The organism is Microbacterium sp. CSI-V, assembly GCF_001984105.1.
GTDB lineage: Bacteria > Actinomycetota > Actinomycetes > Actinomycetales > Microbacteriaceae > Microbacterium.
In genome coordinates, this window is the sequence record NZ_MTQM01000009.1 from 822,169 (window position 1) to 836,547 (window position 14,379).

General features: G+C 72.2%; 16 protein-coding genes and 1 tRNA gene. 9 read left to right on the plus strand and 8 right to left on the minus strand.

Annotated features, from left to right (window positions below; all coding sequences use genetic code 11):
• Positions 1 to 25: 25 nt before the first annotated feature.
• The 4 genes from CSIV_RS14805 to CSIV_RS14820 are packed head-to-tail and all read right to left on the minus strand — an operon-like array spanning position 26 to position 2,964.
• Positions 26 to 232 carry a ferredoxin gene (locus tag CSIV_RS14805; protein ID WP_077052116.1) on the minus strand — a complete coding sequence of 69 codons (207 nt, stop codon included), beginning with the start codon at positions 230 to 232 and terminating at the stop codon, positions 26 to 28.
• Entirely contained in the window at positions 229 to 1,413 is a 1,185-nt protein-coding gene (locus tag CSIV_RS14810; protein WP_077052117.1) for an NADH-ubiquinone oxidoreductase-F iron-sulfur binding region domain-containing protein, read from the minus strand. Before CSIV_RS14810 ends, CSIV_RS14805 begins: the two co-directional genes overlap by 4 nt.
• A complete protein-coding gene (locus tag CSIV_RS14815; protein WP_077052118.1) occupies positions 1,410 to 2,000 on the minus strand; it encodes a ferric reductase-like transmembrane domain-containing protein in 591 nt (196 codons plus the stop codon). Before CSIV_RS14815 ends, CSIV_RS14810 begins: the two co-directional genes overlap by 4 nt.
• Entirely contained in the window at positions 1,993 to 2,964 is a 972-nt protein-coding gene (locus CSIV_RS14820) for an FAD:protein FMN transferase (RefSeq protein WP_202400777.1), read from the minus strand. Before CSIV_RS14820 ends, CSIV_RS14815 begins: the two co-directional genes overlap by 8 nt.
• A gap of 30 nt (positions 2,965 to 2,994) precedes the next feature.
• Between CSIV_RS14820 and CSIV_RS14825 the strand changes: the two genes are divergently transcribed.
• The 5 genes from CSIV_RS14825 to CSIV_RS14845 all read left to right on the plus strand — a co-directional run bounded on the left by CSIV_RS14825 (position 2,995) and on the right by CSIV_RS14845 (position 7,610).
• Positions 2,995 to 3,390 (plus strand): hypothetical protein, encoded by a 396-nt coding sequence (locus tag CSIV_RS14825; RefSeq protein WP_175627632.1) that lies wholly within the window; start codon positions 2,995 to 2,997, stop codon positions 3,388 to 3,390.
• Positions 3,391 to 3,600: 210 nt separating this feature from the next.
• Positions 3,601 to 5,085 (plus strand): ABC transporter permease, encoded by a 1,485-nt coding sequence (locus CSIV_RS14830; RefSeq protein WP_077052121.1) that lies wholly within the window; start codon positions 3,601 to 3,603, stop codon positions 5,083 to 5,085.
• 37 nt (positions 5,086 to 5,122) lie between these two features.
• Complete coding sequence (locus tag CSIV_RS14835; RefSeq protein ID WP_083735160.1) at positions 5,123 to 5,851, plus strand: ABC transporter ATP-binding protein; 729 nt, start codon at positions 5,123 to 5,125, stop codon at positions 5,849 to 5,851.
• Between the two features lie 56 nt (positions 5,852 to 5,907).
• The gene (locus tag CSIV_RS14840) at positions 5,908 to 6,885 is read left to right on the plus strand and encodes a MauE/DoxX family redox-associated membrane protein (RefSeq protein ID WP_077052122.1); all 978 of its coding nucleotides are present in this window, start codon (positions 5,908 to 5,910) and stop codon (positions 6,883 to 6,885) included.
• Positions 6,886 to 6,989: 104 nt separating this feature from the next.
• On the plus strand, positions 6,990 to 7,610 hold the full coding sequence (locus tag CSIV_RS14845) for a hypothetical protein (RefSeq protein ID WP_077052123.1): 621 nt from the start codon (positions 6,990 to 6,992) through the stop codon (positions 7,608 to 7,610).
• A gap of 424 nt (positions 7,611 to 8,034) precedes the next feature.
• Here the strand turns inward: CSIV_RS14845 and CSIV_RS14850 are convergent, their stop codons facing one another.
• Complete coding sequence (locus CSIV_RS14850; RefSeq protein WP_077052124.1) at positions 8,035 to 8,757, minus strand: helix-turn-helix transcriptional regulator; 723 nt, start codon at positions 8,755 to 8,757, stop codon at positions 8,035 to 8,037.
• Here CSIV_RS14850 and CSIV_RS14855 point away from each other — a divergent pair.
• From CSIV_RS14855 to CSIV_RS14870, 4 genes are all read left to right on the plus strand, one after another.
• Positions 8,741 to 9,331 (plus strand): helix-turn-helix transcriptional regulator, encoded by a 591-nt coding sequence (locus tag CSIV_RS14855; protein WP_160897426.1) that lies wholly within the window; start codon positions 8,741 to 8,743, stop codon positions 9,329 to 9,331. The genes CSIV_RS14850 and CSIV_RS14855 overlap by 17 nt on opposite strands.
• Positions 9,332 to 9,354: 23 nt before the next feature.
• On the plus strand, positions 9,355 to 10,215 hold the full coding sequence (locus tag CSIV_RS14860) for an AraC family transcriptional regulator (protein WP_077052126.1): 861 nt from the start codon (positions 9,355 to 9,357) through the stop codon (positions 10,213 to 10,215).
• A gap of 83 nt (positions 10,216 to 10,298) precedes the next feature.
• Positions 10,299 to 11,885 carry a molybdopterin-dependent oxidoreductase gene (locus CSIV_RS14865; protein ID WP_077052127.1) on the plus strand — a complete coding sequence of 529 codons (1,587 nt, stop codon included), beginning with the start codon at positions 10,299 to 10,301 and terminating at the stop codon, positions 11,883 to 11,885.
• A 116-nt stretch (positions 11,886 to 12,001) separates the two neighbouring features.
• Positions 12,002 to 13,117 carry a sensor histidine kinase gene (locus CSIV_RS14870; RefSeq protein ID WP_083735163.1) on the plus strand — a complete coding sequence of 372 codons (1,116 nt, stop codon included), beginning with the start codon at positions 12,002 to 12,004 and terminating at the stop codon, positions 13,115 to 13,117.
• Here the strand turns inward: CSIV_RS14870 and CSIV_RS14875 are convergent.
• From CSIV_RS14875 to CSIV_RS14885, 3 genes are all read right to left on the minus strand, one after another.
• Positions 13,101 to 13,676, minus strand: a complete 576-nt coding sequence (locus tag CSIV_RS14875; RefSeq protein WP_077052128.1) for an isochorismatase family protein — start codon at positions 13,674 to 13,676, stop codon at positions 13,101 to 13,103. The genes CSIV_RS14870 and CSIV_RS14875 overlap by 17 nt on opposite strands.
• A 37-nt stretch (positions 13,677 to 13,713) precedes the next feature.
• Positions 13,714 to 14,109, minus strand: coding sequence for a hypothetical protein (locus CSIV_RS14880; RefSeq protein ID WP_077052129.1), 396 nt, complete (start codon positions 14,107 to 14,109; stop codon positions 13,714 to 13,716).
• A gap of 149 nt (positions 14,110 to 14,258) precedes the next feature.
• Positions 14,259 to 14,334 (minus strand) — tRNA-Thr (locus CSIV_RS14885).
• Positions 14,335 to 14,379 lie beyond the last annotated feature (45 nt).

Below are 14,379 nucleotides of genomic sequence, written 5' to 3' on the forward strand. Positions count from 1 at the left end.
GTGGGGCGAGCCGACCGCGCCGACATCAGCCTCTCCAGGTCAGGGCCAGGCGCGGGCACAGGGCGACGGCATCCCGGGCGTCGCGTTCGCGGCCCGCGGGGACGACGATGTCGGTTCCGCCTTCGGCGAGCGGGTACCCCCAGTCGTCGGTGCGCACCACGCCCGCCAGCAGCTCCGCGCAGACCCCGCGCCCCGTGCAGGCGGTCCAGTCCACGTGCAGGTTCTCCGTCATGACCTCACCCTTCTTCCGGCGCGGCAGCGCCCCTCCGTGTGGGCCTGCGCATCGTCCGCGAACACCGTCAGCGCGCTCCGCAGCAGTCGGACGGTTCCGTCGGGGTGCGCGCAGGCGCCCCGGCCGTCGACGAGGCCGGCGATGCGCCGCAGTTCGTCCCGGGTGTCCCGCCCCGCGGCGAGCGCCCGCATCGACGCGGCGATCGCGGGCAGGCCGTTCAGACACGGCCCGCACTGCCGGGCGGATGCCGCGGCGAGGAAGGCGAGCATGTCGGCCGTCGCGCGGATGCCGCAGTCGCCGTGGGAGACGACGTGGAGCACGCCGGCGCCGGGCGACGCCCCCCATTCGTCGAGGCCTCGGGGAGAGAGGGGCGCGTCGAGCGCCTCGGGTGGGAGCCACGTGCCGTGGAATCCTCCGACCAGGACGGCCGCCGGCTCGTGCAGGACCCCGGCCGCGGCCAGGATCTCGGTGATCGGCGTTCCGCCCTCGACCTCGAACACGATCGGCGCCGCTCCGGGCGCGCTGACGCTCACCAGCCGGGTGCCGGCGTCGCCGGCGCGGCCGAGACGCCGGTGCGCCTCGGCGCCGCCGCGCACGATCACCGCCACCTGGGCGAGCGACTCGACGTTCTGCACGAGCGTCGGCCGGCGGCGCAGGCCCCGCTCGGCGAGACGGACGACCCGGTCGGAGGGCACACCGGGGCGCCCGGAGACACCGGCGACGAGAGCCGAGGCCTCGCCCCCGACGAAACCGTGATCGGCCACGTGCAGCCGGACGATCGCGGCATCCCGCCGTTCGACCAGGGCCTTCTCGACCTCGGGTCGCGCATCGGCGTGCACCACGAGGTGGGCCTCGTCGGCACCCAACGCCTCGGCGCAGATCAGCAGTCCGTCGATGACCAGGTGCGGGGCGCGTTGCAGCAGCACCCGGTCCTTCGCGCTGAGCGGCTCGCCCTCGCTGCCGTTGCCGACGACGATCGGGGCCCCGCCGCGCACCGCGGCCCGAGCGACGGCGGCGAGTTTGCGGTGGACGGGGAATCCGGCCCCGCCGCGCCCCTCCAGCCCCGCGCTCTCGAGCTCGCCGAGGAGACGGTCGAGGGACGGCGACGGGCGGGCACCGAACGCCGCGACGTGGGCGGCGAGGTCGGGGCCGGTGGCCGACAGGAGGCGCGACGCGGTCACGAGGCCACCCCCACCCGTGCACGCGGACGTTCGACCGGGGCGACGGGATCGGCGGCGCGGCGCTCGCGGGCCCGGAGGACCAGACGCCACGACACCGCCGCCGCGACCGTCACAGCGCACGCCGCGACCGTCGCGAGGAACCAGGGCTCGGCGGCATCCGTTCCCGCCCCGATCGCGTGGGCGAGGGCCAGCGGCCACAGCAGGTAGGTGCCGCGGTGGACGAAACGGAACACGCGGGCACCTATCCGGTGCCGCAGCAACGCGGTCACCACCACCGCCAGCACGAGGTCGATCGCGAGCGTGCCGAGTCCGAGCCACACGGGCCGGTACGCCGCGAGGAAGGGCACGAAGAAGTCGACGACGTCCAACTGGGCGTAGCTGTCGAAGAGCAGCGAGACCAGGTGGATGCCGATGAACACCGTCGCGAGGAGCGCGATGTCGCGGTGCAGGCGTGCCGCACCGAATCGCCCGAGGCCCGGCAGCGGGGCGCCGGAGCGGACGACGATCCCGCCGACGACGGCGAGGCTGAACAGCACGAGTCCGACGACCCCGGTGCCGCGCCCGAGGGCCCACAGCGCCTCATCCACGGCTCATCGCCTCCCTCGCCGCGTGCGCGGGTGCATCCTCCGCCGGCCAGCCGCCGACGGTGTGCACCCGACCCTGGTGGTCCACCAGTCGTGCGGGCGCGCGGTCGGCCAGCCATTCGCGGGCCGAGGCGCCGCGGACGATCGCGGCGGTGGCGTACGCGTTGGCGAGGACGCAGCGCGATGCCGCGACCGTCACGGTGCGCCAGATCGGATCCGCGGGCAGCCCCGTGCGGGGATCGACGATGTGGTGCATCGTCTCGCCGCCGCGGAGCCACCGCCGCCGCAGCGTGCTCGACGTGGCCACGGCGTGGCCCGCCGTCACCCGCACGGTCGTCGCCGGCTCGTCGGGGAGGTCCTGGACGCGCACGTGCCATCCGTCGCGCGGCTCGGGGCCGGCCGTGGACACGTCTCCGCCGAGCGACAGCAGCACCGAGCAGTCGAGACGCGCGGCGATGGTCGCCGCCACCCGGTCCGCGGCGAGCGCTTTGGCCGTGGCGCCGAGGTCGAGCGTTCGGTCCGCCGGCACGCGGAGGCGTCGACCCCGCAGCTCCACCCGCTGCCATCCGGCGACGTCCGTCGCGATGGCGCGCACCGGCCGGTCGTCGTCGAGGACGAGCTCGATGTCACGGTCGTAGCCGAGCGCGCTCAGGTGGCGGCCGAGGGTCGGATCGACGGCTCCCTCGGTGAGGCGGGCGGCGTCGAGGGCCGCGCCGACGTACTCGGTGAGCAGCGCGCTGATCGGGGCTCCGGTCGGCAGGTCGGCGGCGATGCGGTTCAGCTCGCTATCGCCGCGGAAGCGGTTGAGGGCCGCATCGACGAGGGCGAGCTCGCGGTCGGCGATCTCGCGGGCGGCGTCGCGCAGCTCGTCGATGTCGCGGATGCCGCGCGGCAGCCGTTCCGTGTCGCCGTCGACGACGAGGACGGCATCGGTGGACCAGAGGCTCCACAGGGAGGAGGCGCGCATCATGACCCGCTCGAGGTGGCGTCGGACTGCGTGGACTGCGACGACGAGACCGATCCGGAGGACGAACCGGTCGAGCTGTCCGAGGAGGACGACCCCGAGCTCGACTCGGCCGCGGTGCCGCCGGTGGTGTCGGTCGTCGTGGCATCCGTCGTCGCGGAGGTGTCGGTCGTCGCGGAGGTGTCGGTCGTCGTGGCGTCCGACGTTTCAGCGGTCGCGGATGCCGACGGCGTCGGCGTCGCGGTCGACACGGCGGTGTCGGACGTGGTGGTGGACGACGTCGCCGCCTCGGTCGCCGACGAGCCGTCGACCACCCCGGTGGCGATGACCGCCACGGCACCCGCGCTGAGGGCCGCGACCATGGCTGTGGCGACCCGGGTGCGGAGCCACATTCTCTGCAGAGCACTCATCGGTGCCTCCTTTCGATGACCCCATGCTCACGAGGCCCGACAAGAGCAGCACTCATCGATCCGATGCGCCGTCTTTGCGATGTCTATGCGCCTGCTGTGCGAGGCGGTGACCGCGGATCGACCGCCGGGAGGACGGACATACCGCTCGCATAGGAAGCGTGAGGGATCGGTGAGGGCGCCGTCCCTACTTTCGGGGCCACGGCCGCACTCCGCGCCGGGAAGGAGAACCATGTACTGGACGTACCTGCGGCGCGAACTCGCGGGCCGCACCAAACAGACCGTGATCGTGGCCGTCGGACTGGCCGTCGCGATCGCGCTGGTGATCGTCGTCAACGCCCTCTCCGCGGGGGTGCGCGACGCGCAAGCCCAGGCGCTCTCGTCGGTGTACGGCGTGGGCACCGACCTCACCGTCACCGGGGCGCAGACCCAGCCCGGCGAAGGCGACAGCGGCCCGCGATTCGATTTCGGCGCCGACGACGGATCCACCTCCGACGGCACGACGTCGCTCAGCCAGTCGCGGCTCATGACGGACATGATGCGCGGAACGCTGGATGCCTCGACCGTGACGACCGTGGCCGGACTCGACGGCGTGGCCTCCGCCACGGGTGCCCTCGCACTCACCAACACCACGTTCTCGGGGGAGATCCCCGACCGCAGCGCCGACTCGGGCACGAGCACCGACGGCGCGCAGGGCGGCGGCATGGGCGAACCCCCGTCCGGCGGACCGGGCGGTGACGGTGGCAGCGCGTTCGACATCAACTCCTTCAGCGTGCTCGGCGTGGATCCCTCCGCGACCGTGGGTCCGCTGACCTCCGTCACGGTCTCGGACGGCCGAGCTCTCGCCGCCTCCGACGCCGGGACCGACGTCGCCCTGGTCGACGCGACCTACGCCACCACCAACAGCCTCACCGTCGGCGGGACGATCGACGTCGGCGGCACCACGATGGAGATCGTCGGCATCGTCGCCTCCGCCTCGGCTGAGGCCGACACCGCCGCGAACGTGTACCTCCCCCTCGATGTCGCGCAGTCGCTCGCCGGCGTGGGCGCGGTCGTCTCCACCGTCTACGTGCAGGCGGACTCCGCGGATGCCATCGACACGGTGCAGGCCGAGGTCACGGCCGCTCTGCCGGACGCGACGGTGAGCTCGCAGTCGGAGCTCGCGTCGACGGTCTCGGGCTCGCTGTCCAGCGCGTCCTCGCTGATCTCGAACCTCGGCACCTGGCTGTCGATCGTCGTGCTGGCCGTCGCCGTGGCGCTGGCGGTGCTCTTCACCCTCTCCGGCGTCTCCCGCCGTACCCGGGAGTTCGGCACGCTGAAGGCGATCGGCTGGTCCAACGGCCGCGTCGTGCGTCAGGTCGCGGGCGAATCGCTCGTGCAGGGGCTGATCGGCGGTGCCGCGGGACTGATCCTGGGGCTCGGCGGCATCCTGCTCGTCAACGTCATCTCCCCCACCATCTCGGTCGCCGCTTCCTCGACCGGTGCCACGGGCCCCGGCGGTCAGGGCGGCCAGGGCGGACCGGGGATGGGCGGCGGAGGCGGCTTCGGCCAGGCCGCGTCGCAGGCCACCGACATCGTGCTCAACGCCCCCATCACCCCCACCGTCGTCGTCGCGGCGGTCGGGATCGCCGTCCTCGGCGGCGTCTTCGCCGGCGCCTTCGGCGGCTGGCGCGCCGTACGGCTCAGCCCCGCCGCGGCCCTCCGCTCGGTCGCGTGACCGGCATCCGTTCCCACCTCATCCGCAGGGAGACATCATGACCATGACCGGTATTCCGCCCCTTTCCCCCGACCCCGTCGTGCCGACACCGGCCTACCGCCTGGAGGGCGTCACGCGCACCTACCGGCAGCGCGAGCGCATCGTGAAGGCGCTGGACGGGATCGACCTCGAGATCACGGCAGGCGATTTCGTCACGATCCAGGGCCCGACGGGCGGGGGCAAGTCGACGCTGTTGCAGATGCTCGGGGCGCTCGACCGTCCGACCGACGGCAGTGTGCGCCTCGGCGACCTGGACATCGCCCGGGCCTCCCACACCGAGCTGGGCCGTGTGCGCGCGGCCGAGATCGGATTCGTGTTCCAGGGCTTCAACCTCATCCCCACCCTCACGGCGGCCGAGAACGTCGACATGGGGCTCGAGCCGCTCGGCCTCGATCGCGACGAGCGTCGTCGGCGCGTCACGGAGGCGCTCGAGCGCGTGGGCCTCGCCGACCGGGGCGACCATCGCCCGACCGAGCTCTCGGGCGGACAGCAGCAGCGCGTCGCGATCGCGCGGGCCGTGGCCAAGCGGCCCCGCGTGCTGCTGGCCGACGAGCCCACGGGCAACCTCGACGAGCACATGCGCGATGAGATCCTCACGGTCCTCGAAGCGCTGAACGCCGAGGGGCTCACGCTCATCATGGTCACGCACGACTCGGCGGTCGCGCGGCGTGCGCGTCGACGGCTGCGTCTCGCGAAGGGCCGCATCACCGACATCACGCGCGGGTGATCCCGGCGGGGGTGAGCCGCGGTCCGCGGCCGCCCCCGCCGCCTATGCTTCCAGGAATGACAGCCTGGGCCATTCTCCACCTCGTCGCGACGATCGTGGTCGGCGCAGCTTTCCTCGTGAGCGGCGCCACCAAGATCCGCGGCATCGCGACCACGCGGGAGACGATCACCGCCCTCGGGCTGCCCTCGATCCTGCGCAACGACGCCGTCGCGCGGCTGTATCCGATCGCCGAGATCGTCCTGGGAATCGCCCTGCTGGTGCTGCCGGCGCCCGCGTGGTGGATCGCCGCGGCGGGCGGTGCGGCGCTCATGGCCGTCTTGACCGCACTGGTCGTCCGGGTCGTCCGGTCGGGGCAGGCGGTCTCCTGCAACTGCTTCGGCGCGACCCAGGTGCTCAGCGGACGCTCGGTCGCACGCAACGCGGTGCTCCTGGCGCTGTCGCTGGCGACGGTGGCATCCGATCCGTTGACGACGGCCCCCGTCACGCAGGCCCTGCAGACAGCGCCCGACGAGCTGCTCGCGATCGTGACGGCCGTCCTCACCACGGCCGTCGTCACGGCGCTCATCACCCTCGGCCCCGCCCTCCCGAAGGACGCCGAGACCTTCGAGGATCGCGTGCTGGAGGTGCCCGAGGCGACGGTGCGCGACAGCGTCGGCCGTGAGGTCGATCTGCGCGGAGTCGTCGCGGGGGGTCCGGTTCTCCTGATCAACGTGAAGACCGGATGCAGCCCGTGTGCCACCGTCATCGAGACCCTGCGCGACGGCGACCTCATCGCCGACCGCGTGCGTGTACGCCTCCTCGAACGCACGCCCGCCGACGGAACACTCGACCGCCCGCGCCTCTGGGACGATGCCGGCGCCGTGGCGCGCCTGCTCGGGCTTCAGAACACCCCGTCGGCGCTCCTGATCGCCGCCGACGGCACCATCCCCGCCGACCCGGTGCGCGGTTCCGAGCAGATCTTCGCGCTGGTCCGGGGCATCGAGGAGGCCGTCGCGGCGCAGCAGCCGCGGCCTCTCGACGGTGTCGACCTGTGAACTAATCATCGTGTAGACATCCCCTCCCCTCTTTTCCGCACCCCCCTAGCGTCGCGGTACCGGTCGGCCATCGACCGTCACACCGCACTCTCTGGGGGATCACCATGTCCGAGGCATCGACCGGGCTCGACCGTCGTACCGTTCTGAAGGGCGCCGCGTGGTCGGCCCCGATCGTCGCGATGGCCGTCGCCACGCCGCTGGCTTCCGCTTCGACGGGCCCGACCTGTCCGCCCTGCCTCACCGCGGGCGTGCTCGGTGCCGTCACGACGCAGGCCGTCGTCGTCGGCAATACGGGCGCCCTGGCCTTCGTGGGCGCGCTGGGGCTCGACTCCCGCGGCTGCGACCTGACGCTCTTCCAGCCGCTCTACACGATCATCCCCACGAGCGCGACGCTCACGATGAGCGACGGCACGACGCACAGCGGCACGGGCCTCACCGCCGGCACCGGCACGTTCGGCCAGATCGGCGCGCTGCCCGGGACCCTCCTGTTCAGCAACCTCAGCTTCCCCAGCGGCACCTACGTGCTCAACAGCAACCCGCGCCGCCCCACGAAGATCGTCGTCGAGGCGAACGTGATCCTGGTCGGTCTTCCGTCGCTGATCGAGATCACGTGCCCCGTCACGCTGACGTACACCCTCGACGTCTGGGGGGTCGGCGTCGTGACCCCCTCCTTCCTCGGCGGCACCGGCACCATCAACTTCACCGGCACCGCCACCCCGGCGTGAGCGCACGGAGCCTCCGTCCGTTCCGTTCGCCGACGGGACGGACGGGGGCTCCGTCGTTGCGCGGAAGGTCGGATCCACCGATTCCGCACCAGTACGCGCCAGATTCGATGCACACCACGCCACCGGTCCGGGCCGGCTCCCGACGCGGAAAGATCACGAAAGGTGCGGTTGGACTCGTCCCCTTCCCCCGTGGAAGGAGCCACGTCTTCCCGCCCACGGGGAACGGGGGGACGGATGCGACGATCGACGGGGAACCGCGAGGTCGGAGACCGGCGCGAACCGCGCCGGGTGGTCGTCGTGACCGGCGCGTGGGCGTACCCGTGCGTCGCGATCAGAGCGGTCGGCGCGGGGTGCCCCGAGATGTCCGGCATCCCCTCCGGCGGCCGCGAGGCGGTGGGGAAGGGATGAGCATCCGCGCGCGCCCTCACGGCGCGTCCATCCAGCCCTCCTCGATGAGCCGCGCACGCAGCTCCTCGCGATTCGCCGCTCCCAACGCCCGTCGGGCCCGCTGCAGGTGGGTGCGCACCGACGACACGGGCAGCCCCAGCCAGCGGGCCAGCCACTCCGCGGAGGGCGCTCCCCGCCCGGCGAACAGACAGGCCAGCTGCAACTGCCGATCGGAGAGCCGCACCTGGCTGAGCAGGGGCCGGATCGCCCGCTCCGCCGCGACGGCAGGCTCCGACCCGTCGAGGCAGTCGAGCAGGTCGGAGAGGTCGTGGTCGCGCGTGAGGACGGCGGCAGCCCCGACGTCGAGGAGGCGCGCGCGGTGCCGCGGAGACGGACGGTTCCCCACGACGACGGGACGCGCGCCCGCCGAACGCAGCGCACGGACCTTCAGCGCCGTCGGCACGTGGTCCATCAGCTCGGCGCGGACGACGACGCATCGGGCAACGCTCTCGATGGAGGTGACGTACTGGGCCCACGAGGAGGTCACCGCGCCCACCTCGACCGACGTGTGTCCCAGCGTGATCGCGGCCCGCACCGCCGGACCGATCGACAACAGATCGTCGACGACGTCGACGGTCGATCCCCGGACCTGCTCCCCGTGCCCCACATCGGGAGCGTAACAAGCCATGTCCACCGCGCGAACCACGAATGAATCGGCCGTCTGGGCCGCGAGCTCCCACAGGATGGCCGCGACCCTCATGGCCGAGTACTTGCGCGCCGCCCTGCGGCGCCCCGTCGTGGCGGGTCCGCCGGTCGAACCCCATCCGGCGCGGGTCACCCTCCTGATGGCCGAGCACGAGGACTCGCGCACCCTCCCCCGCACGCTGCGCGCGCTGAGTTCGGGGTCGAGCCGCGTGATCCTGCGGTACGACGGGGCGGAGCGATCGGCCGACATCCTCGAAACGGCGGACCGCTTCGGAGTGTGGGCCACCGTCGACGCGCGGGACGACGTGCGGGGCCTCGTCGACCTGGTCCGACGCGGATTGACCCGGTCATCGGCGTCGAGCGGTTTCCACACGACGGCTCTGGCCGGATGGCATCACGCCACCGACCCCGAAGCCTCGGCGCTCACCGAACGCGAGAAGGCCGTCGTCCGTCTCCTGTGCGGCGACACCCCCCTCGACACGGCGGCGGCGGCGCGACGACTGGGCATCAGCGTGAACACCGTCAACGTGCACCTGCGCAACATCCGCCGCAAGCTCCGTGACCGATACACGGGGAATCGCCAAGCATTACGGGATGCCCTCGCCGACGCCGGTTGGTTGGAATGCTAGAGGGTCGGAAGAGTGGAGAGAGAATGTTGGATCGCGCACAGAATGTCCGTTATACGGAGAACCTCGCGATCCGCGTGCCCGAGGGAGGGAAGGTCTCCCTCGGCCATCTGGTCATCCGCCGCACCGACATCTACCGTCTCCGCAACGTGACACGAGTGACCCTCACCCTGCTCGAGCCGCAGCGCGACGAGGTGTTCCTCTTCTCCACGCTGTCGCTTCCCATCGACGTGACCGTCGGGTCGGAGACGTCCGGGGCGCAGGTCCACGAGGTGGTCATCGTCAACGAGCCGAGAGTCGAGATCTCGACGCCGATTCCCACCGACGTCATCGTCGCGGTGTCCCAAGCCTGCGTCATCGAGGAGATGGGACTGCGCGCGGACGAACCGACGCCGTCGATCCGTCGTCTCGCCGTCAACAGGCTCGTCGGGCTCCCCCTCATCGCCGGGCTGACCCAGGCCTTCGACCTCGTGGAGGCGGGCACCGTCAGCCTCGACCCCCGGGTTCTGGACTTCCTGCACGTGCTGGGGCGCAGCGCCGTTCACCTCCCGCACGACGTCGAAACCGACGACGCCGACCCCGTCCCCCTGCTCGCGCGCGTGCGCGCCCTGATCGCCGCCCTGCACACCGATCCCGAGCTGACCCCCGCGGGCGTCGCCGACGCTCTGGGCATCCCCCTGCGGACCGTCCAGAGGACCCTGTCGGCCGAGGGCACGTCGATCGCGAACGAACTGCGGGTCGCGCGCGCCCGGACGGCGCGATCGCTGAGGGAATCCGACGCCGGCCGGGCGAGCGGGATCGCGCGTGTCGCGCGCGACGCCGGGTTCGGCAGCGTCTCCAGCATGCGGCGGGCGCTGCGCGAACTCGACGCCCGCGAGATCGGCTGAGGCCGCGGCATCCGTTCCGCCTCCCGCTCCGAATCACTCATATGGCGGTGCTCTGTGCGTCGTCGACGAGGAAGAGGGATGCCATGACCACCGACACCGCGGCCCGCACCGACGAGCCGACCACCGTCCGGCGTCCGCGAGGCTGGTTCTGGGCCTCTCTGGCGGGACTCGTGTCGGCGGCCGCGCTGCTGGCCGTCGCCGAGCTGTTCGCCGTGCTCGTGGCTCGATCGGCCAGCCCGGTGCTCGCCGTCGGGTCGTTCATCGTCGACATCGTGCCGCGCCCGTTGAAAGAGCTCGCGATCACCGTCTTCGGCGAGTCCGACAAGATCGCCCTGCTCGCCGGCGTCGGCCTCGGAGCCGCCGTCGCCGCGGCGGTCGCCGGAGTGCTGGAGTACCGCTTCCGCCCGGTCGGCGCGATCCTGCTCGGTGTCGGGGGCGCCCTGGCCACCGCCGCGATCGTCACGCGCGCCGGAGCCACCGCGCTCGCGTGGCTGCCGCCGGTGCTCGGCACCGTCGTCGGCGTCGCCCTTCTCGTCATCCTGAGCCGTCGCCTGCGGCGCTGGTCCTCCGCGGCCGCCGAGGGCGACGCCACCGCGGCCGGGGTCGACCGCCGCGGCTTCTTCCTGCTGTCCGGCATCGCCGCCGCGACCGCCGTCGTCGTCGGCGTGGGCGCGCGCGTGGTCAACGCGGCCACGGCGTCGGTCGCCGCAGCCCGCGACGCGCTGCGCCTCCCGGCCACGCGCAGCACCGTCACCGTCCCCGAGGGCGCGTCGCTCGACGTCCCGGGCCTGTCGCCGATCATCACGCCCAACGCCGATTTCTACCGCGTCGACACCGCCCTCACCGTGCCGAACGTCGACCCGTCGACGTGGCGCCTGACCATCGACGGCATGGTCGACAAGCCGATCGAGCTGTCCTTCGACGACCTCGTCAACATGGGCCTCGACGAGTACGGCGTGACCCTCACGTGCGTGTCGAACGAGGTCGGCGGCGGGCTCGTCGGCAACGCGATCTGGCAGGGCGTGCCGATCCGCGACGTGCTGCGCATGGCGTCCCCGCAGGGCGACGCCGACATGGTGCTCTCCGAGAGCGTCGACGGGTTCACGGCATCCACGCCCCTGAGCTCCCTCACCGACGACGGCCTGGATGCCATCTTCGCGGTGGCCATGAACGGCGAGCCGCTGCCGTTCGAGCACGGCTTCCCCGTGCGCATGGTGGTGCCCGGTCTGTACGGGTACGTGTCGGCGACGAAGTGGGTGAGCAAGCTCACCGTCACGCGATTCGACCAGATGGAGGCGTACTGGACCCCGCGCGGCTACTCCGCGGAGGCGCCCATCAAGATGTCGTCCCGCGTGGACACGCCGAAGATCGGCACTCCGGTCTCGGCCGGCAAGGTGCCCATCGCGGGAATGGCGTGGGCGCAGCCGATCGGCGTGAAGACCGTCGAGGTGAGCATCGACGACGGCGACTGGCAGCAGGCGACGCTGTCGACGCCCATCAACGACCAGTCGTGGGTGCAGTGGGTCCTCGAGTGGGACGCGCAGCCCGGCTCGCACTACATCACCGTCCGCGCCACCGACAAGCAGGGCAACGTGCAGATCCAGGAGCAGGCGGCGATCGCCCCGAACGGTTCCAGCGGCTGGCAGCGCACGCTGGTCACGGTGAGCTGACATTGCGCAAAACGTCCGGCGAACGAGCCGTGTCAAGCGCTGGTCTTCGCCCGCACGGCGGGGCATGATCGGGGCATGCCCTCAGCAAGCATCCCGCCGTTCATCGGCCGCCCCGCATGAGCGTGGCCGAGGACGACGCCACCCCTTACCTTCCCGCCGTACCCGCATCCGATGAGGTGAGACCCATCGCCAGTCTCCGACGCGCCCTCCCGCCGGACTGGGACGGTCAGGTCGACCAGTTCGCGATCGTCAAGCTCGACGGCGGCGGCATCGTGCGCGGGTGGAACGTGGGGGCCGAGCTCATCAAGGGCTACGCGGAGCACGAGATCGTCGGCGAGCACTTCTCGCGGTTCTATCGCGACGAAGACCGCCGCCGCGGTCTGCCGGACAGGCTCCTCGCCGCCGCGCAGCGCGAAGGGCACGTGGAGGACGTCGGCTGGCGCGTGCGCAAGGACGGCAGCGAGTTCTGGGCGAGTGTGACGATCTCGGCGATCCGCAGCGAATCGGGTCAGGTGCTCGGTTTCGTGAAGATCGTGCGCGACCTCACGAGCGAGAAGCAGTCGACCGACGAGCAGTCGGCTCTTCAACGGACCTTCGCGCACGATCTGCTGTCGCCGGTCACTGCGCTTCGCGGCTACCTCGAGCTGGTCGCCGAGGAGCTGCCCGCCGACCATCGGCTCATCCAACTCGCGGCCGAGGCGAGCGACCACCTCGTCGCGATGGCCCAGGCGCTCATGGCCGACGCGAACTCCCGCCCCGAGCGCGGTCGTCGCCGCGCCACGCTCGATCTCGTGGCGCGCGGCGCGGTCGCCCTCGTGCTCCCCGGCGACGCCCCGGACCGGGTCGCCTACGGGCAGATGGATGCCGTCCCGGTCGTGGGCGATGTCCTCGGTCTCCGCCGCGCGGTGGCCAACGTCCTCGAGAACGCCGCGAAGTACTCGGACGACGTCATCGAGGTGGAGGTCTACGAGACCGACGAGGGCGCCACCGTGTCGGTGCGGGACCGGGGCCGCGGCATCCATCCCGACGACCTGCGGACCGTGCTCGAGGAGGGCGAACGCGGCCGGATGGCGGATGCGCGCGACGGCGGCAGCGGGATCGGTCTGGCCAGCGTCCGGCACATCGTGCAGGAGCACAGCGGCACCGTGCGGATCACGAGCGAACTGGGCTCGGGGACGACCGTGACCCTCACGATCCCCCGGGCCGACGACGAGGTCACTCCGAGCGAGTGAGGCGGGCTCCGGCCGTTTCGATCTCGGCGAGGGCCGCGGCGCTGGAATCGGGGTGCACGCCCGCGACAAGGTCGGTCAGCACGCGCACCGCACGTCCGGCCCCCAGCGCGTCGAGAGCGGAGGCGCGGACGCAGTAGTCGGTCGCGATGCCGACGACGTCGATGTCGCGGATTCCGTGCTCGTCGAGGATGTCGGCGGCGGTGCGACCGTCGTCGGTCACGCCCTCGAACAGCGAGTACGCGGGCTTCCCCTGCCCCTTCTTCAGGTGATGGGTGACGCGGCGGGTGTCGAACACCTCGTCGTAGTCGGCGCCGTAGGTGCCCCCGACGCAGTGCACCGGCCAGGTGTCGACGAAGTCGGGCTCGGACGAGAAGTGGCCGCCGTTGTCGTCGTCGCCGTGGTGCCAGTCGCGCGAGGCGACGACGACCGCGTAGTCGTCGGCGTGCGTGTCGAGGTACCGCGAGATGCGTTCCGCGACGGCGTCGCCGCCGACGACGCCGAGGGCGCCGCGTTCGGTGAAATCGTTCTGGACGTCGACGATGAACAGTGCCCGGCTCATGCCCCGAGCCTACGCGCGGCCGCGACCGCCGTGCGCGTCAGCCGCGCAGGAACAGCAGAACGATCGAGAGGGCGGACGCCACCGCACCGAGCCCGAGGACCCCCGCGGCGAGCAGGGCGACGAAGCGGACGAGGGGCGACGAGCGCGTCAGCCGCATGCGGTGCACCGACCCGCGGCGGGCGAAGACATCGGCCATGTCGGCGTCGCCGATCCGGGCGTCGTCGTGCGGGGAGAGCGGGGCTTCGTTGACTCCCCCGTGCTCGTCGAACCAGCGGACGACGCGGTGGCCGTCGACGTCCTCGACGACGGCGCGCACCGGCAGCCAGGTGCCGTCGGCGACGTACAGGATCAGCGCCGCCACCGCGAGGAGGATGCCGGCTCCGAGACCCACCCAGGTGAAGAGCTCGATGACGACATCGACGACGTTCGACACGGGGGCTCCTGCGGGCGGGGCGATGATCTCCGCGCCGAGGCGCGACGGTGGAGCTTCAGCCTATCGGGCCGTCGGCGCCCGCCCCGCGACGCGGTTCGGGGCGGGAACGCGAAAGGCCCGGGTGGGAAACCCGGGCCTTTCGGTTGTGCTGGAGCCGCCTAAGGGAATCGAACCCTTGACCTATTCATTACGAGTGAATCGCTCTGCCGTCTGAGCTAAGGCGGCGCGCGCCGCTGACGCGTGCACGATCATCGATCTTACATGCTCAGC